The following is a 25,480-nucleotide window of genomic DNA, read 5'->3' on the forward strand; positions in this document are numbered from 1 at the left end:
CGGTACCATGGTTTTCGCCCCGGTTCGAGCGAATACTTGATTTAAGGGTAGGTACCCGCCGGTGTGTCCGGGCGCAGCTGTCCCCGGCCCGGCTGGACGACCTGGTGGGCGAGGTGCCGCAGCAGGTGGAGCATCTGGAGGGCGGGACACCGGAGCGGGTGCCGACCACGATCACGCTGGTACCGGAGGATCTGCGCCTGCGGTACCACCCGTCCTGAATCGGGGCTCCGCTGGAGGGCTTGTTGCCGTCAGCACTCAAGCCGGGCACCCAGACGCCGAACTCCGTAGCGACAGCCGTAACAGTCCGGCTACCCCGAGAAGGTGCCCGTGTACGAGCTCATCTACGCCAGTCGCGCCGTGGTGGACCTGACCGATGGCGAGCTGGAAATGCTCATCGGCCCGAGCCGCGACCTCAACGCGCACGCCGACATCACCGGAATGCTGCTGCACGTGCACGACGAGCCGACGCACCATGCCTTCTACGTGCAGCTCCTCGAGGGCCCGCAGGAGTCGGTCGAGCGGACCTACGAGCGCATCCGGCACAGCACCCTGCACACCGACGTCACCCTGGTGCAGCGGGGCACCACGGTCGCCCGGTCGTTCGGGGGCTGGCGCATGCGCCTGGCCGCGACGACGACCGACGCCGTGCTGCCGCTGGTCGTGGGCGACCAGGTGAAACGGATGACGTCCAAGGACACGTTCGGCCTGCTGAAGGACACCTTCGTGGCCCGGGCCCTGCTGACGGCCGAGACCGTCCGGGCCGGCTGACCCGGACAGCCTCCCGCAGCCGGGTCAGGAGGAGCTCGGGTAGGCGTCCCGGGGGTCGCCGGCGAGCAGGGCCTTGGCGCGGGCGGCCAGCTCGTCGACGATGATCTCGAGGTCACCGGCCTCGACGCCGTCGAGAATCTTCCCGACCACCTCGGCCGCGTCGCCCAGCGGCCCGTCCCACCATTCCTGGTGCCCGGTGTCGGTCATGCCCAGGTAGGCGCCACCGACGTAGGTGCCCTGCTGGGCCAGTTCCAGCCGGGCGCCGCTGGTCAGGGCCCATTCGGCGGCCTTGGCCACGTGGTAGGCGCCTGCCCGGTCGGCCGCGACCCAGGACATCGCCGAGTTGACGTTCACGATGCCGCCGCCCCCGTTGGCCTTCAGCACCGGCGCGAAGGCCCGCATCATCTCGAGGGTTCCCCAGAAGAAGATGTCCAGGTCCTGGCGGATCTGGGCCTTGTCGCCGGTGATCAGGTCGGCCATCGACGTGACGCCGGCATTGTTGACGAGCAGGGTGACGTCGGTCGCCACCTGCGCGACCCGGGCGACCGCCTCCTCATCGGTGATGTCCAGGGGCAGCACCTCGACGCCGGGCAGATCGACGAGTTCCGGGCGGCGGGCCGTGGCGTACACCTTCGCCGCCCCGCGATCGACCAGCTGCTGCGCGAAATGCCTTCCCAGCCCCCGGTTGGCGCCGGTGACGAGTGCGACGGAGTTCTTGAGTTCCATGCGAAGTACGCTAAAACTTGACGCTGACGTCAAGGGCAAGTCCTTTCTGGAGGGAATCTCGTGTTCCGCATCGGTGACCTCGCCGCACAGGCAGGCGTCAGCACCCGCGCCCTGCGGTACTACGAGGAGAAGGGCCTGCTGGCCGCCGTCCGCAGCACCAGCGGACAGCGGTACTACCCCGAGTCCGCCACCGAGCGGGTGCGCACCATCCAGCATCTCTACTCCGCCGGCCTCTTTAGCCAGGGCGTCGCCACCCTCCTGCCCTGCGTCGACGCCCAGGAGACCAGCCCCGAGGCCCTCGCCGTGCTCCGCACCGAGCGCGAGCGCATCGACCAGCAGATCCGCGACCTGACCGCCACCCGCAACCGCCTGGACGAGGTGATCGTCATCGCCACCGTTCCGGGTCACTGCGCCGCCGCCCCCGAGGTCGCTCCCCACGCGACATCCCGCTGAGATGCCCCGCCTGATTCTGCTCAATGGCGCTCCGGGCAGCGGGAAGTCAACCCTGGCGCGGATTTTCGCGGACGATCATCCGCTGTCCCTGGCCCTCGACATCGACACGGTGCGGGGGATGCTGGGTGGATGGCTGGAGCAGCCGACCGAGTCCGGTCTGGCCGCCCGCGAACTCGCCCTGGCCATGGCGGATGTGCACCTGCGCACCGGGCACGACGTGGTCGTGCCGCAGTTCCTGGGCCGCCTGGACTTCGTCCTCCAGCTCGAAAGCCTGGCGGCCGGAGCCGGGGTGCCGTTCGTCGAGATCGCTCTGGTCTCCGACGTGGACGAGGCGGTCGCTCGTTTCGCCCGGCGCACGCAGGCCCCGCAGACCCAGGAACACCGCGACGCGGCCGCCCTTCAGGCCCGCTCGGGTGGCGCAGACGAATTGCGGACGATGTACGCGCGCCTGCTGGCGGTGGTCGGGACCCGGCCGGCCACCCGGACCGTGGTCACGGTGGACGGGGAGATCACCCGGACCTACCGGCGCCTACTGAGCGCCGTCGACGCCTAAATCACTGCCCGCACGGCCTTCTCGAATCCCACCACGTGGTCCAGGGCCAGTTGCCCGGCCCGGTCCGCCTCGCCCGCCGCGATGGCCCGCAGCAGGGCCACGTGTTCCGCGACGATGTGCATGTCCATGGTGGAGAGCTGATCGAGGAAGACGCAGTGGATGCGGGTGGCCAGGTTGTCGTAGCGGATCAGGGTGTCTTCGAGGTAGGGATTGCCCGTGGCCCGGTAGATCGCGCGGTGGGCGCCCAGGTCCCAGCGCATCACCTCGCTGCGGTCGGTGTGGGCGATGTCGAGGGCCTCCGTGCCCACCGCCAGGCCCGAGAGCTCGGCGCGGGCCGCATCACTCGCCCGTTCGGCCGCCCGCCGGGCCGCCAGCGGCTCGAGGGTGGCCCGGATCTCCGACACGTGGGCCAGGTCGGCGATGTCCACACCGGTCGCGAACGTGCCCCGGCGCGGGTACGAGACCACCAGCCGATCACCCTCCAGCCGCTTCAGCGCCTCCCGCAGCGGGGTACGGCCCATCCCCAGCGAGGTGGCCAGCCCGACGTCGTCGATCGGCTCACCGGGCTGGATCTGGAGCATGATCAGCTGGTCGCGCACGGCCCGGTAGGCCTGCTCGGCCAGGGAGGACGGGGCCTGCGGGGCATCGTCCAGACGCAAGGGTGTCGCGGTCACGGCTCGATGATATTGCCGGTCACCGGAACACGATCGTGCGATGACCGTCGAGCACGATCCGGCGCTCGGCGTGCCAGCGCACGGCCCGGGACAGCGCCAGGGCCTCGGCGTCGCGGCCGATGGTCTGCAACGCCTTCGGGTCGTGGGAGTGGTCGATCCGTAGCACCTCCTGCTTGATGATCGGGCCCTCGTCCAGGTCGGGGGTGACGTAGTGGGCGGTGGCGCCGACGTGCTTCACACCCCGGTCCCAGGCCTGGTGGTACGGCTTGGCACCCTTGAAGCTGGGCAGGAACGAGTGGTGGATGTTGATGGCCCGTCCGTGCAGCCGGCGGCAGGTCTGGTCGGAGAGCACCTGCATGTAGCGGGCCAGCACCACCAGCTCGGCGTCGTACTCCTCGACCAGTTCCAGCATCCGGGCCTCGGCCTGCGGCTTGGTGTCGGGCGTGATCGGCACGGGCACGAAGGGCAGACCGGCGGCCTCGGCCATCGGGCGCAGCGTCTCGTGGTTGGACACCACCGCCACGATGTCGGCACCCAGACTGCCCGCCCGCCAGCGGAAGATCAGGTCGTTCAGGCAGTGCCCCTGCTGCGAGACCATCACCAGCACCCGGGCCGGCGCATCTGCGAAGAACTTGTACTGCATGTTGAAATCCGCTGCCACCGAGGTAAACCCGGCCGTCAGCGCGTCGGCGTCCACCCCCGGACCGGTGACGCCGTCACAGGTCGCGCTGACCTGGGCGCGCAGGTGCAGGCGGTCGTGGGTGGCGTCGTCGAACTGCTGATACTCGACGATGTCCAGGCCGTGCTCGAACAGGTAGGAACTCACCGCCCGGACGATCCCGGTCCGGTTCGGGCAGCTCAGGGTGAGGGTGAACGAGTCGGTCATGTCGATCCCTTCAGTTCACGTACTCGGCGGACGCGTCCACGATCCAGTCGGCCAGGTACCCGGCGAACGACGACCGCACGAAGATCCGGTAGTCCTCCCCCGCGCTGTCCAGGGCCAGCAGCACGACATTCGTCATGCCGAGCGCGGTCTGGGCACTGCTGCCGACGGTGAAGACCGACGGGTGCAGGTCCAGCGAGCACCCCAGGCTGAGCAGGTCCCGGGCGAGGACACCGCTCAGGCGCAGGCTGAGACGTTGCGCCGAGACGTCCACGGCCGCTCCGCCGCGCTCCTTCACCGCCTCCCGCAACGTGGACTCCAGCTCGTGCGGCTGCTGGTCGCGACTGGTGACGAGCCACTCGTCCGGCCCCAGCCACACCATCTGCCCGTCGGGCGTGGCCGCCCAGGTGTTGGGCTGCACCGGCGGGGTCGTGTTCAGCACCTCCGCCAGGTCGCGCAGCCGCAGGCCGGCCATCGCCACGTGCGACTCGATCGTGACCGAAAGGCCTTCCGGGAGAGCGGCGAAGACATCGCTCGGCAGGACCTGGCTGCGGTAGAGGGTGTCAGCCATCGCGGCGGGCTCCTTCGGGGTCGACGAGCACGGACGAGGTGATCTGCGCGGCGACCAGCTGCCCGCCGACGGGCACGTGCACGATGTCACCCACCCGCTCGCGCCCGCCCTTCAGGAGAGCGAGGGCGAAGGGACGACCCAGCGCGGCACTGCGGTAACTGGAGGTCACGTGCCCGAGCATGGGTACGGGCGGGGCGGGCAGCACACCGTCGTCGCACAGTTCGACGATCTGCGAGCCCTCGGGCAGCTTCGTGGTGCTGTCGGTCGGCAGCAGCCCGACCAGTTGCTTCCGTAGGGGGTCGGCGTTCAGGGGCCGGGCGAACGACCGCTTGCCGACGAAGTCGGGCTTCTTCTTCGAGACCGCCCAGGCCATCCCCAGGTCGTGCGGGGTGACCGTGCCGTCGGTGTCCTGACCGATGATGGGGTAACCCTTCTCGGCCCGCAGCACGTGCATCGTCTCGGTGCCGTACGGCGTGATGCCGTGCGGGGCACCGGCCTCCAGCAGCCGCTCCCACATCGCCGGGGCGTACCAGGCATTCACGTTCACCTCGTAGGCCAGCTCACCGGAGAAACTGATCCGGGCCACCCGCACGGGCACGCCGTCCAGCACCGTGTCCCGCCAGGTCATGAACGGGAAGGCCGCGTTCGCCACGTCGAGGCCGGGGAACACCGCACCGATCACCTCGCGCGAGCGCGGCCCCACGACCGGGAACACGGCCCACTGCTCGGTCACCGAGGCCAGGTGCACCCGCAGGCCGGGCCACTCGGTCTGGACCCATTCCTCCATCCAGTCCAGGATCTTCGCGGCCCCGCCGGTGGTGGTGATGACCATGAACCGGTCGTCGGCCAGCCGCAGCACGGTGCCGTCGTCGATGACCATGCCGTCGACACCGCACATCACGCCGTACCGCACGGAGCCGACCTTGAGGCTGCTCATCATGTTCGTGTAGAGCCGGTCCAGCAGCACGGCCGAGTCCGGGCCCTGCACGTCGATCTTGCCGAGGGTCGATCCGTCGAGGATGCCGACACCGCCCCGTACGGCGGTACATTCGCGCAGCACCGCAGCCTCCATGTCCTCCCCGGGCTGCGGGTAGTGCCGGGCCCGCTTCCACTGGCCGACGTCCTCGAACACCGCGCCGTGGGCCACGTGCCAGTCGTGCACGGCCGTGGTGCGCACCGGGTCGAACAGCTCGCCGCGCTCGCGCCCGGCCAGGGCGGCGAAGGCGACGGGCGTGTAGGGCGGCCGGAACGTGGTGGTCCCGAGATCCTGCACCCCGGTGCCCAGCAGTTCGGCGGCGATCCCGGCCGCGATGACGCCGGTGGTCTTGCCCTGGTCGTGCGCGGTGCCGATGGTGGTGTACCGCTTGACGTGCTCGACCGAGCGCAGCCCGGCCCCGACGGCCCGGGCGATGTCGGCCACGGTGGCGTCGCGCTGCACGTCGACGAACTGCCGGTCGGTGGCGCCCGGAACCCGCCAGATCACCTCTCCCGGAGTGCGTTCGGGCTCGTCTCCGGCCGTGACCTCCGGCCCCAGGCAGCCGGCCAGATCCAGGACGCCGTCGGCGGCGCCGACCACCTCGACCCCGGGAACACTCCGGGCGGGGCGGAAGGCGCCCAGTGCCTCGTCGTAGGCCAGGGGCCCGCGCACGTGGCTGAACAGGTGGGCGGTGGGGTTCCAGCCGCCGGAGACCAGCAACAGGTCGCAGGTCAGGCCGAACTCGTGACCGCCGCCGTCCATCACCGCGACGGACGCGATCCGTCCGTGGTTCCCGACGGTTTCGTCCGCGGGGAGGACGGCCCGGGTGGACAGGACGCGGGCACCGGTGATGACGTGGAGGTCACCGGCCCCGGCGGGCGCCTGCGCCCGCACCTCCAGCACGGTGACCTTCGCGCCGGCCGCGACCAGATCGAGCGCCGCCGCGTAGGCGGCGTCGTCACTGGTGAACACCACGATCTCGCGCCCGGCCAGAACCCCGTAGCGGTGCAGCAGGTCGCGGGCCGAGGCGGCGAGCAGGATGCCGGGCCGGTCGTTGTCGGCGAAGACGATCGGGCGCTCGTGCGCCCCGGTGGCCACGACCACCTTCTTCGCCCGCACCCGGTGCACACGCTGCCGCGAGCGCCCGGCCGGTGGGTCGGACAGGTGGTCGGTACGCCGCTCCAGAGCCAGTACGAAACCGTCGTCGTAGTGCCCGAAAGCGGTGGTGCGCGGGAGGTGCACGACCTGTGCGTTCCCGGCCAGCTCGGTGGTGACCTCCGCGACGAAATCCCGCGACGGACGTCCATCGATCGTCTCTGTCCCGGTCAGCGAACCGCCCGCCTCGGCGCGGTCGTCGAGCAGCGCGACCCGCTCGCCCCGGCGGGCCGCGGCCCGGGCGGCGACGAGCCCCGCGGGCCCGGCCCCGATCACCAGGGTGTCGACGTGGTGGTACTTGCGGTCGTACCGCGCGGTGTCGGGGATCTGCGCCAGACGTCCCTGCCCGTTCAGGCCGCGCACGACCATCCCGTCGACCAGCTCGACCGCGGTGGCCAGCAGCATCGGCTCGGGGAAGGGCTCCTCGACCTGGATCAGGCCGGTGGCGTCTTCTGTCCAGGAGGCCCCGATCCCGCGCGGGCGGCCGAGTTTCACACTGGATCCGAGCGTGTGGACGCCGTTGGCCAGCAGGGCGGAGGCGATCGTGTCGCCCGGGTGGCCGGTGTAGGTGCGCCCGTCGAAGGTGAACGTCAGGGTCTGGTCGCGGTCGACGCGCCCGTACCCCTCGACCCGGAAATCACTGCTCATGACTGGACCTCCGGCTGCGGTTCACCACTGCGGTAGGTGGCGAGGAAGGTGTAGGTGCGGGTGTCGCGGACAGCGTTGAACCAGCGGCGGCAGCCGCCGCTGTGGCTCCACCGCTCCGCGAAGAGTCCCTTGGGGTTGGCGCGGAAGAAGATGTACTGGGCCCATTCGGTGTCCGTGAGCTCCGACGGCGTTTCCGGGTAGGCGATGTGGGCCTGCCCGCCGTAGTGGAACTCGGTCTCCTCCCGGGGACCGCACCAGGGGCATTCGATGAGCTGCATGGCGGTTCTCCTCAGTGGGCCACGGCCGCGGCGCCGTGCTCGTCCACGAGCGCGCCGGTGACGAAACGGTCGAGGGCGAAGGGGGCGACGTACTCGTGCGGGCGGCCGTGGGCCACGGTGTCGGCCAGGCACCACCCGATACCCGGGGTCGCCTTGAAACCGCCCGTGCCCCAGCCGGAGTTCACGTAGACGTTCCGGTACGGGGTGTGCCCGACGATGGGTGACGCGTCGGGTGTGGTGTCGACGATGCCCGCCCAGGTACGCAGCAGGTGCGCCCGGGCGAACACCGGGAACAGCTCGACCGCGGCGGCCATCTGGCGCTCGATGATGTGGAAGGCACCGCGCTGGCCGTACCCGTTGTACGAGTCCACGCCCGCGCCCATCACCAGTTCGCCCTTGTGCGCCTGCGAGACGTACACGTGCACCTGGTTCGACATGACGATCGTCGGGTGCACCGGCTCCAGCAGTTCCGACACCAGGGCCTGCAACGGGTGCGAGCTCAGCGGGGCGGGAACCCCGAGCATGTCCAGCAGCACCGAGGTGTGGCCGGCCGCGCAGAGAGCCACGGTGCCGCAGGCGATGTCGCCCCGGGTGGTGCACACCCCCGTCACCGTGTCGCCGTCGGTGACGAACCCGGTCACCTCGCAGTCCTGGATCAGGTCGATCCCGGCCTCGTCCGCCTTCCGGGCGAATCCCCAGGCCACCCAGTCATGCTTGGCGATGCCCGCGCGCGGCTGATAGGTGGCGCCCTGCACCGGGTAGCGAATGTCGCCGGAGACGTTGACGATCGGGCAGATCTTCGCGACCTCGTCGGGCGTCAGCCACTCGGCGTCCACCCCGTTGAGCTTGTTGGCCTCCACCCGGCGCACCGAGTCGCGCACGTCCTGCTCGGTGTGGGCCAGGTTGAGCACGCCGCGCTGGGAGAACAGGATCGGGTAGCCCAGGTCGTCCTCCAGGCCCTCCCAGAGCTTCAGCGAGTGCTCGTAGATGGCGGCCGACTCGTCCCACAAGTAGTTCGAGCGGATCAGCGTGGTGTTGCGGGCCATGTTCCCGCCGGCCAGCCAGCCCTTCTCCAGCACGGCCACGTTGGTGATGCCGTGGTTCTTCGCCAGGTAGTGGGCCGTGGCGAGGCCGTGCCCGCCGCCCCCGACGATGACGACGTCGTAGGACTTCTTCGGTTCCGGGTTCCGCCAGAGGAAGTCGCCGTGCTCGGGCAGGTGGGCACCGGGAGGGGTCGCGGAGGTCATGACCTCACCGTCCATCTGATCGACGATTGATATATCAGTGCTGCGCCACCGGGAGAATAAGCAGGGGCGAGCGGGGACGACAAGGCCCCGCACCTCTGGACATTTGCCCCTTCCGGTGCAGCACGCGGCTTGATGGGGCCGGGCGTTTCGGCGAAGGTGGTCCTGATCGACTCCCGGAGGCCTTTCTTGACCAGCGACCGCACCTACCCCCACACCTCGCACTGGGGCTCGTTCACGGCCGTGGTCCGCGACGGCCGCCTGATCGAGGCCCGGCCTCCGGCGGCCGACCCCGACCCGTCCCCGCTGCTCGCCTCGATCCCCGGCACGGTGCACTCCGATCTGCGCATCACCGCGCCGGCGGTGCGCCGTTCCTGGCTGGAGCAGGGCCCGGGCGCGCACCCCGACCGGCGCGGCGCGGAGGAGTTCGTCGAGGTCGCCTGGGACACCGCGCTCGACCTGGTCGCCGCCGAGCTCGACCGGGTGCGCACCACGCACGGCAACCAGGCGATCTTCGGCGGCTCCTACGGCTGGTCCAGCGCCGGGCGCGTGCATCACGCCAAGACCCAGCTCCAGCGTTTCCTCAACACCATCGGCGGGTTCACCGACGGGCGCGGCACCTACTCCTTCGGCACCGCCACGGCGCTGCTCCCCCACGTCGTCGGCGACCCCGCGATGGTCAGCGGCGAGGTGACGACCTGGGGCCGGCTGGAGGGAGCCACGACGCTGTGGGTGGCCTTCGGCGGCGTGCCCCTGCGTACGGCCCAGAGCCAGTCGGGCGGGGTCAGCCGGCACGTGCAGTGCGATCGTATGCTCGGGATGTCGCGCACCGGAACCCGTTTCGTCAACGTCAGCCCGCTGCGCGACGACCTCGACCCGGACCTGGACCCGGAATGGCTGGCACTGCGGGCCAACACCGACACCGCGCTGATGCTGGGCCTGGCCCACACCCTGGAACGCGACGGCCTGGCCGATCAGCAGTTCCTGGCCCGGTACACCCACGGCTACGCCACGTTCCGGCGCTACCTGCTCGGTGAGAGCGACGGGCGGCCGAAGGACGCCGCCTGGGCCGCCGGGATCTGCGGCCTGCCCGAGCACCGGATCGTCGACCTGGCCCACCGGATGGCGGCGCACCGCACGTTCATCACGACCACCTGGTCGTTGCAGCGCGCCGAGTACGGTGAGCAGCCCTACTGGATGACGATCACGCTGGCGGCGATGCTGGGGCAGATCGGGCTGGACGGCGGCGGGTTCTCGTTCGGGTACGGCAACTCCGCGACCACCGGCGCCGCGAAACTCCCCTTCGGCTCACCGTCGCTGCCCACCGGCCGACGGCGGTGCGACTCCTGGATCCCGGTAGCCCGGATCAGCGACATGCTCGAGAATCCCGGGAGCAGCTACGAGTACGACGGGCAGACCCGCACCTACCCGGACATCCGGCTGGTCTACTGGGCCGGGGGCAACCCGTTCCACCACCATCAGGACCTGAACCGGCTCTCCGCGGCCTGGCGCCGCCCGGAGACCGTCGTCGTGCACGAACCCTGGTGGACCCCGACCGCCCGCCGGGCGGACATCGTCCTCCCCGCCACCAGCACGCTGGAACGCAACGACCTCGGCGCCAGTTCCCGGGACCGGGTGCTGGTGGCCATGAAACGGGCCGTCGAGCCCCAGGCCGGGGCCCGTGACGACTACGCCATCTTCGCCGGGCTGGCCGATCGGCTCGGCGTGGCCGGGGAGTTCACGCAGGGCCGCGACGAGATGGGCTGGGTGCGGTTCCTCTACGACAGCACCCGCGAGCGCGCGGCCGAGCACGACATCCGGCTCCCGGACTTCGAGACCTTCTGGGAACGGGGCGAGGTCACCGTCGAGTACGAGGCCGAGCACACACTGCTGGCCGATTTCCGCGCCGACCCGGTGGCGCACCCGCTGCGCACGCCCACCGGGCTGATCGAGATCACCAGTGACGTGGTGGCCGGTTTCGGCTACGACGACTGCCCCGGTCACCCGGTCTGGCTGGAACCGCGTGAATGGGCCGGCAGCGCGCTGGCCACCACCTATCCCCTGCACCTGATCAGTAACCAGCCGAAACACCGCCTGCACAGCCAGCTCGACCTGGGAGAGGTCAGCCGGGCCGCGAAAGTTGCCGGGCGCGAGCCGGTCCGGCTCAACCCGGCCGACGCCGCCCAGCGCGGTATCGGCGACGGTGACCTGGTCGAGGTGTTCAACGGCCGCGGCCGGGTCCTGGCCGGTGCGGTGCTTGCGGACGAGGTGCGCGCCGGGGTGGTCCAGCTGGCCACGGGTGCCTGGTACGACCCGGTCGACCCGTCCGCGACGGACGGGTCCCCCGACCGCCACGGCAACCCGAACGTCCTCACCCAGGACTTCGGCACGTCCCGCCTGGGCCAGGGGCCCAGTGCCCACTCGACTCTCGTCGAGATCCGGGTGGCCGACCACGACCCGGGGCCCGTGCGCGTCCATACGCCTCCCCCTCACCAGAGGTAGGCGGGGCAGAATGCCGGCATGCGCGCACTGATCGTGAGCGGCGCCGGCCGCTACGCCGACCCGTGGCACCCGTTCCCGGCCACCAGCCCCCTGCTGGCCGGGATCCTGGAGGCGGCCGGGTTCGCCACGACGATCGACGAGGACGTCGACGGAGCCCTCGCCGATCTGGACGGCGTCGACCTGCTGGTGGTCAACGCGGGCGACCCGTGGCGCAATGACGCCGGGGACGCCGGGGACGCCGGGGACGCCGCCTCCCGCCCGGGAGCGTTCACCGCGGCGCTGGCCCGGGGCCTGGGGGTGCTCGCCCTGCACTGCGCGGTCGCATCGCTACGGGACTATCCCGACTGGGCCCCGGCGATCGGCGCGCTCTGGCTGCCCACCGTCTCGTTCCATCCCCCCGCCGGCGAGGCCGACATCACCGGGCTCGGCCTGCCCACGGGCGAACCGGTCGAGAGCTTCCGCCTTTTCGACGAACGCTACTGCCGGCTGCAGCCGGTCGGCCACAGCCGGGTGGTCGCGCGGCACGCCGGGCCCACCGGACCCGAACCCACCGCCTGGGTGCGCGAACACGCCGGAGCCCGGATCGCCGTGGACGTGCTGGGCCACGACGAGCGCTCCTACGCCTCCCCGGGCCACCGCCGGCTGGTGCGGCAGCTGGCGCTGTGGGCCGTCCGCCCCTTTCCCTCCGTGATCGGGCCAACCTTCCCCGACTGACAAAATCTGACTTTTGTCAGATGTCAGGCTAGCCTCGGGGACATGCCGTCCGAGGTACTCGATCCACAGGCGATTCTCGACGCGACCGAAGACGTCCTGCGCCGCCACGGCCCCGACAAGGCCACCGTGCTGGACGTCGCCCGCGTACTCGGGGTCAGCCACGGCAGCATCTACCGGCACTTCCGGTCCAAGACGGCGCTGCGCGAGGCGGTGATCCGGCGCTGGCTGCAGGCCTCCCAGCCGGAGGTCGAGGCCGTGCTGCACGGGCACTCGGTCAACGGGTCGGAACGTCTTCGATCCTGGCTGACCACCCTGTTCCGGGCCAAGTGGAGACAGGTGAGCGAAGATCCCGAGCTGTTCGCCACCCTTCAGGTACTGAGTGCCTCCGACAGCCGGATCGGGCTCGAGTTCGTCGGCCAGATGCTGCACCAGATCGAGGAACTCGTCGCCGCGGGCGTGGCCGACGGCAGCCTGCGCCCGGTCGAACCCGGGCCCACCGCGCAGGCCATCCTCGACGCGTCCACCCGTTTCGTGCATCCCGCACTCGCCGCGGGCTGGTCCGCACCCGGTATCGACGAAGACCTCCAACGTCTGCTCGACCTGCTCCTGACCGCCCTCGCACCCGTGAAAACATCTAAGGAGAACGATGACTGAGCTGAGCAACTGGGGCCGATGGGGCGAGGCCGACGAACTCGGCACCGTCAACCTGATCACCGCCGAGGCACGTCGCCGCGGGCTGGCCGAGGCCGTCAGCGGGCGCACCGTCTCGCTGGCCCGCCCGGTGATCCCGTCCCCGCTGATGGGCGGGCCGATGGCGCCGCGCACCCACCAGACCACCGGTGTCCAGACCGTCATGCAGTTCACCGGGCCCGACCCGATGGCGATGGCCGAGCTGCTGATCATCAACTCGCATCATCCTGAGGTCACCCACCTCGATGCCATGGGCCATTTCGTCACCGACGGGCAGGTCTACCCCGGCGTCCCGCTGGCCCGGAGCGTGACCCCGGCCGGGGTGCGGCACGGGTCCGCCTCCGCGTTCGGCGACGGCATCCTGACCCGGGGCGTGCTGCTCGACCTGGCCCCCGGCGGGCGGCTCGAGCCCGGGCACGCGGTCACCGCCGACGACCTGGAGGCGACGGCCGCGCGCGAAGGACTGGACGTGCAGCCGGGCGACGCGCTGATCGTGCGGGGCGGCTACCACCTGGCCGACGACCGGGGCCTGGTGGCGGTGCCCGGGATGACGACCAGTGCGGTGGAATGGATTCACCAGAAAGAGATCTCGCTGTACGGCGGGGACATCGGCGACGCCAGTCCGGCCCTGCCCGGCGAGCGCGGCCCCCTGCACCGGATCGGCCTGGCCCTGCTCGGGCTCGTCCTGCTCGACGGTTCGAGCCCCGACGCCCTGGCCCAGGTCTGCGTGGAGGAGGGCCGGTACAGCTTCCTGCTAGTCGTGGCGCCGCCCCGGATCGAGGCCGTCACCGGGGTACTGGTCAACCCGATCGCGATCTTCTGAGCTCTTCGCCGGGCAATAAGCCTTGCTCAAGAATGTGTTTGGGCGTTGTCCGGGGCGGGCCACGGAACTAGCGTGGACGCGCCTGAACGGACCTCCCTGAATCTGGTGCCCGATGAAACTCGCACGCCCCCTGGCCGTACTGGCCCTCCTGGCCGTCCCGATCTGGCTGTGGGTGCCCCACGGCGCCTCCGCGGCGGAACCGGCCGCGGCCCAGGCCGCCCCCGTGGATTCCCGGGTGGCCTCGGCCGGCTGTGACACATCGACGGATCTGGCCGCCGGGAAGACCGTCCAGCAGAGCATCACGTCCGGCGGCCGCACCCGGCCGTACTTCCTGCACCTGCCCGCCGGGTACCAGGACGGTGAGGCCACCCCGCTGATCCTGGCCTTCCACGGGCACAACGGCACGGGGGCCGACGTCGAGGCGTACTCGGGCATCGACGACCTGGACGCGATCGCCGTCTACCCGGTCGGGGCGGCCGGTACCGACGGCGGGACCTCCTGGCAGAGCGCCCCCTACGCCAGTGACGACGTGGACGACGTGCAGTTCGTCAGCGACCTGCTCGACGGGCTCCAGGGCAGCCTGTGCGTCGACCCCGACCGGATCTACGCCACCGGGAAGTCGAACGGGGGCGGATTCACAGCCCTTCTGGCCTGCCGGCTGCCACACCGGATCGCCGCGTTCGCCACCGTGTCCGCCGCGTTCTACCCGGGCACCACGACCGGGTGCGACGGCAGCCAGCCGGTGCCCTACCTGGACTTCCACGGTGTCGCCGACACCACCGTCCCGTACGCCGGCGGCACCAGCCACGGCGCGAAGCTGCCCTCGCTGACGGACTGGATGAACGACTGGGTCGAGCACAACGGGTGCACCGAGCCGTCCTCACGCACCATCGGTTCCGACGTGACCAAGTACTTCTGGCTCGGCTGCACCCAGGACGCCACGGTGGTGCACTACAAGATCGCCAACGACGGTCACACCTGGCCGGGCGACCTCGTCGACAGCGGCCCGGGTGCCTCCACCCGCACGATCTCGGCCACCGACGTGATGTGGAGTTTCTTCGGCAAGCACCCGCTCGACCACCGGCCCCTTTAAATCCTTCCCGGACGGACACCGTGAACCTCAAGCGCAGCACTTCCGCCTTGATCGCCGCTACCGTCGTGGCCGCGCTCGTACCCGCCAGCGCCTTCGCCGTGCAGTCGCGATCAGACGCCGAGGGGAAGACCACGACCCGTGCTGCCGCACCGACGCAATCGCTGGGTGCGCGGTACAGCAGTGTCTCGACCACGTTCCGGATCTGGTCACCCGGCAGTTCGGCCGTCAGCGTGACCGTGAACGGTACGTCCTACCCGATGGCAGCGACCCCGGTCGCCGGGTACACCGGGGTCTACCAGGCCGTCGTGGCCGGAGACCTGAACGGCAGGAGTTACCAGTTCGCCGTGGGCGGCAGGAACGTTCCCGATCCGTACGCCCGGATGGTCGAGCCCGGGACGAGGCGCGGTGTTGTCGTCGACGACGCCGCCATCACCCCGAGCGCCGGGAAGTGGTACCCCACGCCCGCACTCACCGACCGGGAGGATTCGATCGTCTATGAGCTGGACGTGCGGGACTTCACCGTCGACGCCAGTTCGGGCGTCGACGCCGATCGGCGGGGGAAGTACCTGGGCCTGGTCCAGACCGGTACCACCTACCGGGGTGTGGCCACCGGCATCGACCACTTGAAGGAACTCGGCATCACGCACGTGCAGCTGATGCCCACCCAGGACTTTCTCTCCTCGATGTACAACTGGGGCTACGACCCGGTCAACTACAGCGTCCCGGAAGAGCAGTACTCGCAGTTCAGTACGGCGGCCGACCGGGTCCGCGAGTTCAAGGACATGGTCAACGAGTTCCACCGCAACGGTATTCGCGTCACGATGGACGTCGTCTTCAATCACACCGGCTCGGCGGACACGTTCCGGGGCATCACCGGCTCCTACTACACACCGACCGACCTGTCCGGTACCGGGAACTCGATCGACGACAGCAATCCCATGGTCAGCCGGATGATCCGCGACTCCCTCGAGGTCTGGGTGCGCGATTATCACGTCGACGGCTTCCGGTTCGATCTCCTCGGCGTGCACCAGTACCGCAACGCCGCGGAGTGGGGCACGTACCTGAACGGGACCTACCCGGACCGGAACCTGCTGATCTACGGAGAACCCTGGAACGGTGCGGCCTCCGATCCCGACGAGAACCAGAAGGTACGCTACCGAACGGTTCCGGCGCTCACCGCGTCCCACATCGGGGTCTTCAACGGAAGCTTCCGCGACGCGGTACGAGGCGGGACCAAAGACACCGTCATCGGATACATGGGCGGCACGGGTGATGCCTCGGCGATCGCCCTGGGGATGAAGGGCTCCCCGCTGAAGCAACTGGGTACCCAGCCCCTGAGCGACACCTGGGACCCGGCGTTCGCCGGCGACCCCGAGCAGACGATCAACTACGTCTCCGTGCACGATGATCTCAACCTGTACGACAAGATCACCCACACCGGGGCCACCGGTGACCGGGCCGAGCGGATCGACCGGCTGGCCGTCGGAATCGTGCTGACCTCGCAGGGTATCCCGCTGATCGCCGAGGGCGACGAGTTCCTGCGTTCCAAGGTCGTCGGCGGCGACTACACCACCGCCTCGAACTCCTACCGGGCCGGCGACCAGGTCAACGCCGTCCACTGGGGCGACAAGATCACGAACCAGAACGTCAACGCCTACTACCGGGCCCTGTTCAGCCTGCGCCGGACCACCCCGTCGCTTCGCCTGACCAGCTGGGACGCCATCAGCACGCAGCAGCGGGTCACGGTTGCCGGCCAGGTGGTCACGTCGAGGATCAGCTCCCGGGCGGATGCGCCCACCGACTACGACACGGTCGTCGTGGTCAACCCCACCACCGGCGCCCAGGGCGTCACCCTGCCGGACGGCGGGACCTGGACCAAGACGTTCGACAGCCGGGGCATCACGATCGATGACCGCACCGCGGCCTCGGCCGCGGTCACGGTGTTCCGGCGGAGCTAGGTGCGTGGCCGGCGTCGGGCGTGTACCTGCGCACCCGGCCCTTGCCCTCGCGTTTGGCCTCGTACATCGCCACGTCCGCCGCGTGCAGCAGGGCCGGGCCGGTGTCGCCGTCGCCCTCCATCGCCACGCCGATGCTCGCCCCGACGCGGACCGTGCACGAGCCCAGATCGAACTCGCGCATCAGCTCGGCCAGGATGGCGTGCCCGATCTGCAGGGCGATCTCCTCGTCGCCGAGGCCGGGGCACACCACCGCGAACTCGTCGCCGCCCAGCCGGGCCACCACGTCCGTGCTGCGTACCGACGCCGCGATCCGGTCGGCGACCTGGATCAGCAGGTCGTCGCCGGCGCCGTGGCCCTGGGTGTCGTTCACGGCCTTGAAACCGTCGAGATCGAGATAGAGCACGGCGATCGCGCCCTTGCGCCGGTCGGCCAGGGTCTGTTCCAGCTGGCGGTTGAGGTGCAGCCGGTTCGGGAGCCCGGTCAGTGGGTCGTGGGTGGCGTCATGGTGCAGCCGCTCGGTGAGTTCCTTGCGGGCGGTGGTGTCCTCGACCAGGCAGATCAGGTACGGGCCCCGGCCGTCGCCGTGCGGGCGGACCGCCGACGTGGACACCCGGCCCCACTGCTCCTGGCCGTCGGGACGCACGATGCGGCGCTCGGTCGTGATCGTGTCGATGTCGCCGGTCAGAAGTTCGGCGACGTTACGCCGCGACGCCTCGGCCTCGCCGTCGTCCACCAGGAGAGCATCGATCCGCAGCGCGAGCAGCTCGTCCTCGGTGCGCCCGGTGAGTTCGCAGAAGGCCGCGTTGACGTGGAATATGGCGCCCGGGTCGTCCCGGTCGAGGGCCACCATCGCCATGCCCACCGGGGCGCCGTCGAAGGCGAGCCGGAACCGGTCCTGGCTCTCGTTCAGCTGCTCCTGGACCTGCAGAACCGTCGAGAGATCCGTCACCACGCGGATCAGGCTGCTGGGTTGCCCGTCGGGTCCCGGCTGGGCGCTGATGGTGAGGAGACCGGGGAAGTTGGTGCCGTTCTTGCGGCGGTAGCTCCACTGTTGCCCGTGCTGCCCTCGGGACGCCAGGCTCCGCGAGATCTCCCGATCGAGCGAGATACCGCTCCGGACCAGGTCGGCCAGCTCGTCCGGATCATGCAGGTCCACGGCGCGGAAGCGGCCCACGGCCTCGTCCGCGCCGTACCCGAACAGATTTTCCGCCCCCCGGTTGAAGAACTGGATCACGCCCGTGGCCGGATCCGCACCGATGATGGCGGCACCGGTCACCGCGTCCAGCACAGCTGCCAGCTCGTCGTGGGCGCGGGCGACCGCGGCCGCGGCCGCCTTGGCCTCGGTGACGTCCTGGACGGTGGCGAACACCTGCCGGACCTTGCCGTCGGTTCCCCGTTCCGCAGCGGCGTACGAAAGAACGTCCCGGACGTCGCCGTCGGGACGGACGATGCGGTACTCGGTGGTGCGCAGTTGCCCGTCCTGGCTGATCGTCACCATCTCCTGCTGGAGCCGCCCCCGGTCGTGGGGGTGCACGGTGGCGAGCATCGCAGGCAGACCCGGGGTGATGTCGGCCCGGGAGGTGCCGAAAAGGGCGAACATGCCGTCACTCCAGACCACGTCCCGACCACCGGGCGACCAGCGGGTCGAACCCAGCCGCGCCATCCGCTCGGCACTGTTGAGATCGCGCGTGCGGTCGTGGATGACGGCGAAGGCCCGGTCGCGCGCCTGCGCCACCACGGCGACCACCAGGGTGATGAGCGTCAGGTTCAGGACGGCGTCCTGCAACGCGATCACGATCTGTCCCGAACGGTCCAGGGCCGCGACCCGCCCGAAGCCGTGCAGGGTGCCGACCGTCATGATCACCGCCGTGAGGGCCTGCCCGACCGCGGTCCGGAACGGCCCCAGGCGCAGACACGACCAGATCAGGGGCAGAGCGATGATGGACGAGGTGATCACCCGCTGGTGGGTCAGGAACACCGCTCCGCAGACCGCACCGAGCACCAGCAGCTGCAGGGCCCATTCCAGGTTCACCCGGTGATCGCGCAGCCCGGTCAGGATCTGGGCCGGATGCCGGATCTGCTGGGCGAGCAGCGCACTGGCCATGACGCACAGCCCGAGCAGATGGCTGCGGGCGAACTGCCACCAGAGCCGGTCCACCTCGCCACCGCCCAGACCGATGACGCCGGCGAACACCACCGATGCCACCGCGGTCCCGGCCAGGGCGCAGAGCAGAACCAGCATCATCTGCCCGCGCAGGCCCGCCGTGAGTCGTTCGGGCAGGAACCGGCGCAGAAGCAGCGCGGTCAGGCCGGTCTCGCACACACTGCCCACCGCACAGGCCACCGCGTTCAGGGAGAACCCGGTCAGGGCCGCGGCCACGGTCAGCCCGATCCCGAGACCGGCGACGATCGGGCCCCACAGCCGGCGACGGCACAGCAGCAGGGCCACGGCACCCACCCCGGCCAGCGGCCACCAGATCGGGCCCTCACCGGTGGAGTGCGACAGGAACTCCACGCCGGCCAGGCGCAGCAGCACCGCGACCACGGCCGCCACGAGCACGGCCAGTGCCGTACCCGTCCGCCGTGAGGGAAGTGGCGGGCCACGGACCTCACCGACCTGCTCCACCACGTCCTCCGCTACCCAGCCGTACTACGGTCGTCATTGACTCGGAGCATGGGCGGGCAGGCCTGAGTGAGGACGCGTCCCCCACCCACCCGGGTCAACGCCGCGCACGCACCGTGGCCGGGCTGTTCAGGCGCCGATCACCTGGGGTGTCCGGCTCACGGGCATCACGGGCGCACGTCCGGGGCCGGTTCCGGCCGGTGCACCCAGCGGGCGGTACACAGCCCGTCCGACCGCCCGGCGACGTCGGACAGGAGCCCGGTCACCGACAGCCACATCCGGGAACCGGGTACCCCGGGAGCCGCTCGCCCCGCCGAAGAGCTGTCAGGCCAGAAGCTTCGCGAAGGCCTTCGAGTGCTTGCCCAGGTGCACGTAGGGGGGATAGATCTCGATCGGGGTGAACCCGGCCTTGCGGTAGAGCCCGACCGCCTCGGGCTGACGGTCCCCGGTCGCCAGCACGATCCGGCGCTCGCCGTGATCGCGCGCGAACTGCTCCACCGCGTCCACCAGCGCCCCGGCCACCCCGACACCGCGATACCCGGGCCGGACGTACATCCGCTTGATCTCGACGTCCGACCGCAGTCGTCGCAGCGCGATGTGCCCGATGCCCTGCCCGTCACCGGTCACGGCCAGCCCGGTGTAGAGCACCGAGTCCTCCTGGATCGACAGCGCCCGGCTGCCCGCCTCGTGGCCGCGGTCGGCGTAGAGCCGCCCGACCTCCTCGCTCATCGCCTCCCGCAGCACCCGGGCCCGCTCGTCGTCCCAGCCCACGCCCAGCACCCTGAAGACGATTCGGCGCCGCGAGGTCTCGTCTGTGGTCACGCCGTGCACCTACCCTTCGATCGACCGGACCCGGAATTCACCGACCGCCCGCGCCGACCAGCCGGTCGATCGCCCCGGCCGGGCCGGTGCGGGTGAACCACTCCACCCCGTAGGCCGAGTGCAGATCTTCCTGGCGCAGGTGGTCGGCGTCGATCTGGCTGGAATGTTCTTGCATCGCAGCTACCTTCGCGGCGAAGTCGGAGACCCCGGCGCGGTAGCGGGCACCGATACGGGTGGTCGGCAGGCCCACCGGCACGCTCGGCAGGCCGGCCCGGCGCACGGCGTCGTTGGCCCCGAGCACCAGGTGCCGGATCTCCTGCCGGGCCAGGCTCTCGGCATCGACCGTGGCCTCGTAGTAACTGAGATCCGGCTGGCGACGAGCCACTTCGGCGACCGTGCGGTGAACGAAGACGTGATCGGGATGGGGGTAGATGCCACCCTCGTCGTAGCCCACGATCGCGTCGGCACCGACCCGCTCGACGATCCCGCCGATCTGCCCGGCGACCTCGTCCACCGGCTGGCGGGCCAGGGCCCGTTCCGGGCACGGGTCGCCGATCCCGGAGTCACCCCAGCCCAGGGTCACCAGTTCGTGAACCCCGAGCACGGACGCGGCCCGCTGAAGTTCACGGGCCCGTACCGACCCGACGTGCCGCCCTTGGCCGGTCAGGTCCTGGCCGGCGTGGCCGTCGGTGGCCACGACGAGCGTGACGCGGGCACCGCCCCGGGCCAGGGCGTGCATGACGGCGCCGGTGAAGATGGCCTCGTCGTCGGGATGGGCGTGCACGAAGACGACCGAGTGGTCGGCGTACGGGCGGCGCTGGACAGGGGGTGTGAGCACAGCGGACACAGGTGACGCTCCAGTGGTGAGAAGGGTTGCCGGGGCGGAGGTCAGCCCGGACAACACCCCACCGGACAACGGGAGGACACCGTGGTCATGGCGATGTACAGCATGAAGGTCCCCCGTTCGCGAATCTGTTCGCAGGTCTGGGCGATGGCACGTGTGTTCATAATCGGTCCGGACGAAGCATACTTCAATCTCGACAAGACCAGTCAACTTTGCGCACTCTCGGGAGGCGTCGACATTCTGGGCCAGGCGGGCCGCAGGAGCTCGGCCGGGGTGGACACAGGCGACCACCCGCCCCCGCAGCAGCCGCGTCGTCTCCAGGTCGTGCGGCTGGACGAATCACGCGGGGCAGACGGATAGTAGATATATTCTCTACGAATTCAGTCGAAATTATGGCGCGGGAACATCACCGGTGAATCCAATCTCGGCGACGCTGCTTCGCGATGGGAGTGAGGAGGAACGATGACGCAGCACGCACGCACGACGCCGCCGTCACCGGTAGGGAAACCGATTCGCGACGATGCCGAGGCGATACGTGTCACCACCGGGCTCCTTCCCCGGCTGGCCGCCGGGGCCGCCCGCCGCGACGCCGAGCGCCTGCTGCCGCACGACGAGATCCGGCAGATCAGCGAGGCCGGGCTGTTCGCCCTCACCGTGCCCGCGGCCCTGGGCGGGGCGGACGTCTGCGTGGTCACACTGACCGAGGTCTTCCGGCTGCTGTCGGTGGCCGACCCGAACCTCGGGCAGATCCCGAACAGCCACTACGTGTTCCTCGAGGCCCTGCGCCTGGGCGGCACCCCGGAACAGCAGCAGCGGTTCTACGGCGAGGTGCTCGCCGGGGCCCGGTACGCCAACGCCCAGACCGAGCGTGGCGGGCGCACCATCACCGACGACGTCACCACCCTGACCCCCGACGGCGCCGGCCGGTACCGGCTGAACGGCGAGAAGTTCTACGCCACGGGCTCTTTGTTCGCCGACCGGCTGCTGGTGCGGGCGGTGCTGCCGCAGCGGCGCCCCGACGGCCGGGCCGACAAGTCGGTCGCCTTCATTCCGGCGGATGCTCCCGGAGTCCGGATTGAGGACGACTGGGACGCCTTGGGCCAGAGAACGACGGGTAGCGGGACGGTCCGTCTGGACAACGTGCTGGTCCCGGTCGCGGACGTCATCCCCTACTCGCCGATCTTCGACCGGCCCACCACCTACGGCTCTTTCGCGCAGGTGCTGCATGCCGCCATCGACGCCGGGATCGCCCGGGCCGCACTGAACGCGGCCAAGGAGCAGGTGGCCCGGGCCCGGCCCTGGTTCGAGGCCGGCGGTGAGCGAGCCGTGGACGACCCGCTGCTGGTGCAGACGGCGGGTGAGGCGGAGATCGCCGTGCGCGGGGCCGAGGCCCTCCTCGTGAGAGCGGCCGAACTGATCGACCTCGCCCGGACCGCGCCTGACGCCGCGAACACCGCCGAGGCCTCCATCGCCACCGCCGTCGCGAAGGTGGCCGCCGCGCGGGCGGCGGTCGACGCGTCCTCCATTCTGTTCGAGCTGGCCGGCACCCGATCCGTGCTGAATTCGCTGAATCTGTCGCGGTTCTGGCGCGACGGTCGCACCCACACCCTGCACGACCCGGTCCGCTGGAAGGTCCAGCACATCGGCCGCTGGCTGCTGGACGATGTCGCCCCGCCCCGCCACGGCCAGATCTGAGAAAGGCACCCCCGATGTCTCTCACCTTCCACTGGTTCCTGCCCACCTACGGCGACTCCCGGTTCATCGTCGGCGGCGGCCACGGCCTGCCCGCCGGCACCGCCTCGGGCGACCGCCGGGCGAGTCTCGGCTACCTGGGCTCGATCGCCCGCGCCGCCGAGGAATTCGGCTTCACCGGGGCTCTCACCCCGGCCGGCGCCTGGTGCGAGGACGCGTGGCTCACCACCGCGATGCTGACGCGCGAGTCGGAGCGGCTGAAGTTCCTCATCGCCTTCCGCCCCGGCCTGATCAGCCCCACCCTGGCCGCGCAGATGTCCGCCACGTTCGACGCCCACGCCCCGGGCCGGCTGCTGCTCAACGTGGTCACCGGCGGCGAGGCCCATGAGCAGCGTTCCTACGGCGACTTCCTCTCCAAGGAAGAGCGGTACGCCCGCTCCGACGAGTTCCTCACCGTGATCCGCGGTCTCTGGCGCGGTGAGACCGTCAGCCTGGACGGCAAGCACATCCAGGTCGAGAAGGCCACCCTCCCGTCTGTGCCCCCGGTGGCCCCGCCCCTGTACTTCGGCGGATCGTCCGCGGCCGCCGGGCCGGTCGCCGCCGAGCACGCCGACGTGTACCTGACCTGGGGCGAGCCGCCCGCGCAGGTGGCCGAGAAGATTGCCTGGATTCGCCGGCTGGCCGCCGCGCGGGGCCGCGAGATTCGTTTCGGCATAAGGCTTCACGTGATCACCCGCGACACCGCCGACGAGGCCTGGGCCCGCGCCCAGGGCCTGCTCGACGCCCTCGGCGACGACATCGTCCCGGCCGCCCAGGCCGGCCTGGCCCGCAGCGAGTCGACCGGTCAGGCCCGGATGCGCGAACTGCACGAGGCCGTGCGGGCCTCCGGCGACTGGCGCGACCCGCGCACGCTGGAGGTCTACCCGAACCTCTGGGCCGGTGTCGGCCTGGTCCGCGGCGGCGCCGGAACTGCTCTGGTCGGAAGCCATTGCGAGGTGGCCGACCGGATCGCCGAGTACGCCGCCCTCGGCATCGACGAGTTCGTGCTCTCCGGCTACCCGCACCTGGAAGAGCTGTACTGGTTCGGCGAGGGTGTGCTGCCGCAGCTGCGCGAGCGCGGGCTGTTCACCGGCCCCAGCACCCAGGGCACCGGCCACACCCCGTTCCTGCCCGCCGCACCCTCCCGATGAACTTCGTGTCCCACGGACACACCCCCTCCGACAATGACGTCACCTTCTTGACCTTTCGCCGGCCGAGCCCACCCCCATCGCCTGGGCGATCGAGCGCGACACGGTGACGTACGTGAGCTCCCGCCGCCGGGTTTCAGCCACTCCAGCGGCGACACCCCTCTGTCTCCCCGCGACCGGCCGGTCGATCCCGGGCCGGCGAGTACGTCGTCCTCAGCCCGCACGACCGGTGACCTACAAGCGCCACGAACTCGGAGCGCGGTTCGTCAACGGAGTGGAACCGGCACCCTCCGGCTACCGGTGACAGGTTATCTGTGCGTCAATTGTCCAAATAGGGGCCTTTGGCGGCGCTCCGATGGTTGCATGGACCCATGTCGCAGAACTGGGCCCAGCAGGCCGCAACCCGCGCACTGAAGCCCGCCCTCAACGTCCTCGACCGGCGCATCGAGCGCCTCGCGCGCAAGCGGGCGCGTCAGGTCGTGGACGAGAGCCGGTCCGTCCGCGACCTGAAGGGTGAGGCGAACAAGCTACGCAAGGAACTGGTGTCCGTGCAGACCGAACTGGCGCGGATGCGCGGCGAGGTGACGTCGTCGGGCTTCGCCATCGACCTGCTCCTGGGGTCGCACGGCCGCCGCAGTTCGCGCCTGATGAACAAGGAGGATCTGCAGAAGCTGGCCGCCCAGGTGACCCGGACCGCGCAGGCCCCGGACGCCTACAACCGGGTGGTGCAGGCCTACCGGACCCTGTTCGAGCTGGAGCTGCGGGGCGTGGGGCGCCTGGCCGGCAGCCCCCAGAACATTGTCGGCAAGCTCGCCACGACCCCGCTGCTGGACCCGCCGAACGGTGAGATTCTGGAAATCGGGACGCTTTTCGGGTTGTTCTCGGGCGGGATGGTGCGGCAGATCAGCCGGATCGGGCTGAAGTACGAGCTGACCATCATCGATCCGCTGGCCTCGGTGCAGTTGCAGGTCACACAGCTGCGGCCGGACACCTCCGGCTCCCCCGTCACCGAGACCGTCGTGCGCGAGAACCTGGCGCTGGCCGGGGTCGATCCGGAACGGCTGCGGCTGATCCGGGGCTTCTCCGAAGACCCCGCGATCCAGGCCCAGGCCAGTGACCGGGAGTACGGGGTCATCGTGATCGACGGTGACCACTCGGCCGAGGGCGTGGCCAACGACCTGGTGTTCGCCGAGAAGATAGCGGCGCCGGGCGGAATCGTGGTGCTCGACGACTACGGCACCCAGGGCTGGCCGGGGGTGGAAGAGGCCGCCACGCGCCATCTGGCCGGCGACACCCGGTTCGAGTTCCTCGGCCGGGTGTCGACCAGCGCGTTCCTGCGGGCCCGGCCGCTCGGTACCGAGGCCGAGTAGCCGGGTGGCGGTCAGGTCGACCGGCGCCGGAACAGGGTGCCCGACAGCGCCACGCTGATCAGCAGCAGTCCCGCGCTCCCGGCCAGGGCCTGCCCGGCGTTGCTGCCGGGGGCCGGGTTCAGGCGGCCGACCAGGGTGACAGCGGTGTTGACGGTGGTGGGCAGGTCAGACACGAGCGGTCTCCTCGGGGGTGACGGTCCGGGCGGCGCGGCCGCTGAAGGCGAAGAACGTGT

The 25,480-nt window shown here is 70.5% G+C and carries 23 protein-coding genes; 12 read left to right on the plus strand and 11 right to left on the minus strand.

Annotation, left to right across the window (positions count from 1 at the left end):
* The first annotated feature begins 327 nt into the window (after positions 1-327).
* Positions 328-768: a BLUF domain-containing protein gene (locus LR393_RS20380; RefSeq protein ID WP_231485655.1), complete on the plus strand. Its 441-nt coding sequence runs from the start codon at positions 328-330 to the stop codon at positions 766-768.
* Positions 769-792: 24 nt separating this feature from the next.
* Here the strand turns inward: LR393_RS20380 and LR393_RS20385 are convergent, their stop codons facing one another.
* On the minus strand, positions 793-1,494 hold the full coding sequence (locus LR393_RS20385) for an SDR family oxidoreductase (RefSeq protein WP_231485656.1): 702 nt from the start codon (positions 1,492-1,494) through the stop codon (positions 793-795).
* 60 nt (positions 1,495-1,554) lie between these two features.
* On the opposite strand from LR393_RS20385, the gene LR393_RS20390 reads away from it, so the two are divergent.
* Positions 1,555-1,947, plus strand: a complete 393-nt coding sequence (locus tag LR393_RS20390; RefSeq protein ID WP_231485657.1) for a MerR family transcriptional regulator — start codon at positions 1,555-1,557, stop codon at positions 1,945-1,947.
* A 1-nt stretch (position 1,948) separates the two neighbouring features.
* Positions 1,949-2,500 carry an AAA family ATPase gene (locus tag LR393_RS20395; RefSeq protein ID WP_231485658.1) on the plus strand — a complete coding sequence of 184 codons (552 nt, stop codon included), beginning with the start codon at positions 1,949-1,951 and terminating at the stop codon, positions 2,498-2,500.
* On the opposite strand, the gene LR393_RS20400 is transcribed toward LR393_RS20395, so the two are convergent.
* Genes LR393_RS20400 through LR393_RS20425 form a run of 6 tightly spaced genes read right to left on the minus strand, consistent with a single transcriptional unit; the run spans position 2,497 to position 8,932 of the window.
* Positions 2,497-3,174, minus strand: a complete 678-nt coding sequence (locus LR393_RS20400; protein WP_231485659.1) for a GntR family transcriptional regulator — start codon at positions 3,172-3,174, stop codon at positions 2,497-2,499. The two genes, LR393_RS20395 and LR393_RS20400, sit on opposite strands and share 4 nt — an antisense overlap.
* A 19-nt stretch (positions 3,175-3,193) precedes the next feature.
* Positions 3,194-4,060, minus strand: a complete 867-nt coding sequence (purU, locus tag LR393_RS20405; RefSeq protein WP_231485660.1) for a formyltetrahydrofolate deformylase — start codon at positions 4,058-4,060, stop codon at positions 3,194-3,196.
* 10 nt (positions 4,061-4,070) lie between these two features.
* Positions 4,071-4,628, minus strand: a complete 558-nt coding sequence (locus LR393_RS20410) for a sarcosine oxidase subunit gamma (protein WP_231485661.1) — start codon at positions 4,626-4,628, stop codon at positions 4,071-4,073.
* Positions 4,621-7,407, minus strand: coding sequence for a 2Fe-2S iron-sulfur cluster-binding protein (locus tag LR393_RS20415; protein ID WP_231485662.1), 2,787 nt, complete (start codon positions 7,405-7,407; stop codon positions 4,621-4,623). Before LR393_RS20415 ends, LR393_RS20410 begins: the two co-directional genes overlap by 8 nt.
* The gene (locus tag LR393_RS20420; protein WP_231485663.1) at positions 7,404-7,685 is read right to left on the minus strand and encodes a sarcosine oxidase subunit delta; all 282 of its coding nucleotides are present in this window, start codon (positions 7,683-7,685) and stop codon (positions 7,404-7,406) included. The genes LR393_RS20415 and LR393_RS20420 overlap by 4 nt, the downstream gene beginning before the upstream one ends.
* Positions 7,686-7,696: 11 nt before the next feature.
* On the minus strand, positions 7,697-8,932 hold the full coding sequence (locus tag LR393_RS20425) for a sarcosine oxidase subunit beta family protein (RefSeq protein WP_231485664.1): 1,236 nt from the start codon (positions 8,930-8,932) through the stop codon (positions 7,697-7,699).
* A gap of 186 nt (positions 8,933-9,118) precedes the next feature.
* Here LR393_RS20425 and LR393_RS20430 point away from each other — a divergent pair, with 186 nt between their 5' ends.
* The 6 genes from LR393_RS20430 (at position 9,119) to LR393_RS20455 (ending at position 16,709) form a co-directional block, all read left to right on the plus strand.
* Positions 9,119-11,431, plus strand: coding sequence for a molybdopterin-dependent oxidoreductase (locus LR393_RS20430; RefSeq protein ID WP_231485665.1), 2,313 nt, complete (start codon positions 9,119-9,121; stop codon positions 11,429-11,431).
* 18 nt (positions 11,432-11,449) lie between these two features.
* Positions 11,450-12,145 (plus strand): ThuA domain-containing protein, encoded by a 696-nt coding sequence (locus LR393_RS20435; RefSeq protein ID WP_231485666.1) that lies wholly within the window; start codon positions 11,450-11,452, stop codon positions 12,143-12,145.
* 42 nt (positions 12,146-12,187) lie between these two features.
* Positions 12,188-12,799: a TetR family transcriptional regulator gene (locus LR393_RS20440; protein ID WP_231485667.1), complete on the plus strand. Its 612-nt coding sequence runs from the start codon at positions 12,188-12,190 to the stop codon at positions 12,797-12,799.
* Positions 12,792-13,658, plus strand: coding sequence for a cyclase family protein (locus LR393_RS20445; RefSeq protein WP_231485668.1), 867 nt, complete (start codon positions 12,792-12,794; stop codon positions 13,656-13,658). Before LR393_RS20440 ends, LR393_RS20445 begins: the two co-directional genes overlap by 8 nt.
* A gap of 112 nt (positions 13,659-13,770) precedes the next feature.
* Complete coding sequence (locus tag LR393_RS20450; protein WP_231485669.1) at positions 13,771-14,751, plus strand: alpha/beta hydrolase family esterase; 981 nt, start codon at positions 13,771-13,773, stop codon at positions 14,749-14,751.
* 47 nt (positions 14,752-14,798) lie between these two features.
* Positions 14,799-16,709 (plus strand): alpha-amylase family glycosyl hydrolase, encoded by a 1,911-nt coding sequence (locus tag LR393_RS20455; RefSeq protein ID WP_231485670.1) that lies wholly within the window; start codon positions 14,799-14,801, stop codon positions 16,707-16,709.
* Here the strand turns inward: LR393_RS20455 and LR393_RS20460 are convergent.
* The 3 genes from LR393_RS20460 to LR393_RS20470 all read right to left on the minus strand — a co-directional run bounded on the left by LR393_RS20460 (position 16,687) and on the right by LR393_RS20470 (position 20,992).
* Entirely contained in the window at positions 16,687-19,338 is a 2,652-nt protein-coding gene (locus tag LR393_RS20460; RefSeq protein WP_231485671.1) for a sensor domain-containing diguanylate cyclase, read from the minus strand. The two genes, LR393_RS20455 and LR393_RS20460, sit on opposite strands and share 23 nt — an antisense overlap.
* Positions 19,339-19,656: 318 nt before the next feature.
* Positions 19,657-20,154 carry a GNAT family N-acetyltransferase gene (locus LR393_RS20465; RefSeq protein ID WP_231485672.1) on the minus strand — a complete coding sequence of 166 codons (498 nt, stop codon included), beginning with the start codon at positions 20,152-20,154 and terminating at the stop codon, positions 19,657-19,659.
* Between the two features lie 37 nt (positions 20,155-20,191).
* Complete coding sequence (locus LR393_RS20470) at positions 20,192-20,992, minus strand: PIG-L deacetylase family protein (protein ID WP_231485673.1); 801 nt, start codon at positions 20,990-20,992, stop codon at positions 20,192-20,194.
* Positions 20,993-21,460: 468 nt separating this feature from the next.
* Here LR393_RS20470 and LR393_RS20475 point away from each other — a divergent pair, with 468 nt between their 5' ends.
* The 3 genes from LR393_RS20475 (at position 21,461) to LR393_RS20485 (ending at position 25,247) form a co-directional block, all read left to right on the plus strand.
* The gene (locus LR393_RS20475; RefSeq protein ID WP_231485674.1) at positions 21,461-22,693 is read left to right on the plus strand and encodes an SfnB family sulfur acquisition oxidoreductase; all 1,233 of its coding nucleotides are present in this window, start codon (positions 21,461-21,463) and stop codon (positions 22,691-22,693) included.
* A gap of 14 nt (positions 22,694-22,707) precedes the next feature.
* On the plus strand, positions 22,708-23,880 hold the full coding sequence (locus LR393_RS20480) for an LLM class flavin-dependent oxidoreductase (RefSeq protein WP_231485675.1): 1,173 nt from the start codon (positions 22,708-22,710) through the stop codon (positions 23,878-23,880).
* A 368-nt stretch (positions 23,881-24,248) separates the two neighbouring features.
* Positions 24,249-25,247 carry a class I SAM-dependent methyltransferase gene (locus tag LR393_RS20485; protein WP_231485676.1) on the plus strand — a complete coding sequence of 333 codons (999 nt, stop codon included), beginning with the start codon at positions 24,249-24,251 and terminating at the stop codon, positions 25,245-25,247.
* Positions 25,248-25,258: 11 nt separating this feature from the next.
* Here the strand turns inward: LR393_RS20485 and LR393_RS20490 are convergent, their stop codons facing one another.
* Positions 25,259-25,420 (minus strand): hypothetical protein, encoded by a 162-nt coding sequence (locus LR393_RS20490; RefSeq protein WP_231485677.1) that lies wholly within the window; start codon positions 25,418-25,420, stop codon positions 25,259-25,261.
* Between the last annotated feature and the right edge of the window lie 60 nt (positions 25,421-25,480).

The sequence above is a fragment of the Kineosporia mesophila genome, from assembly GCF_021129235.1.
GTDB lineage: Bacteria > Actinomycetota > Actinomycetes > Actinomycetales > Kineosporiaceae > Kineosporia > Kineosporia mesophila.

Coding starts and splice junctions, on each gene's coding strand:
- LR393_RS20395 (WP_231485658.1), top strand. CDS start 1,949: ATGCCCCGCCTGATTCTGCTCAATGGCGCTCCGGGCAGCGGGAAGTCA.
- LR393_RS20420 (WP_231485663.1), bottom strand. CDS start 7,685: ATGCAGCTCATCGAATGCCCCTGGTGCGGTCCCCGGGAGGAGACCGAG.
- LR393_RS20485 (WP_231485676.1), top strand. CDS start 24,249: ATGTCGCAGAACTGGGCCCAGCAGGCCGCAACCCGCGCACTGAAGCCC.
- LR393_RS20435 (WP_231485666.1), top strand. CDS start 11,450: ATGCGCGCACTGATCGTGAGCGGCGCCGGCCGCTACGCCGACCCGTGG.
- LR393_RS20475 (WP_231485674.1), top strand. CDS start 21,461: ATGACGCAGCACGCACGCACGACGCCGCCGTCACCGGTAGGGAAACCG.
- LR393_RS20450 (WP_231485669.1), top strand. CDS start 13,771: ATGAAACTCGCACGCCCCCTGGCCGTACTGGCCCTCCTGGCCGTCCCG.
- LR393_RS20385 (WP_231485656.1), bottom strand. CDS start 1,494: ATGGAACTCAAGAACTCCGTCGCACTCGTCACCGGCGCCAACCGGGGG.
- LR393_RS20425 (WP_231485664.1), bottom strand. CDS start 8,932: ATGACCTCCGCGACCCCTCCCGGTGCCCACCTGCCCGAGCACGGCGAC.
- LR393_RS20415 (WP_231485662.1), bottom strand. CDS start 7,407: ATGAGCAGTGATTTCCGGGTCGAGGGGTACGGGCGCGTCGACCGCGAC.
- LR393_RS20445 (WP_231485668.1), top strand. CDS start 12,792: ATGACTGAGCTGAGCAACTGGGGCCGATGGGGCGAGGCCGACGAACTC.
- LR393_RS20440 (WP_231485667.1), top strand. CDS start 12,188: ATGCCGTCCGAGGTACTCGATCCACAGGCGATTCTCGACGCGACCGAA.
- LR393_RS20410 (WP_231485661.1), bottom strand. CDS start 4,628: ATGGCTGACACCCTCTACCGCAGCCAGGTCCTGCCGAGCGATGTCTTC.
- LR393_RS20480 (WP_231485675.1), top strand. CDS start 22,708: ATGTCTCTCACCTTCCACTGGTTCCTGCCCACCTACGGCGACTCCCGG.
- purU (WP_231485660.1), bottom strand. CDS start 4,060: ATGACCGACTCGTTCACCCTCACCCTGAGCTGCCCGAACCGGACCGGG.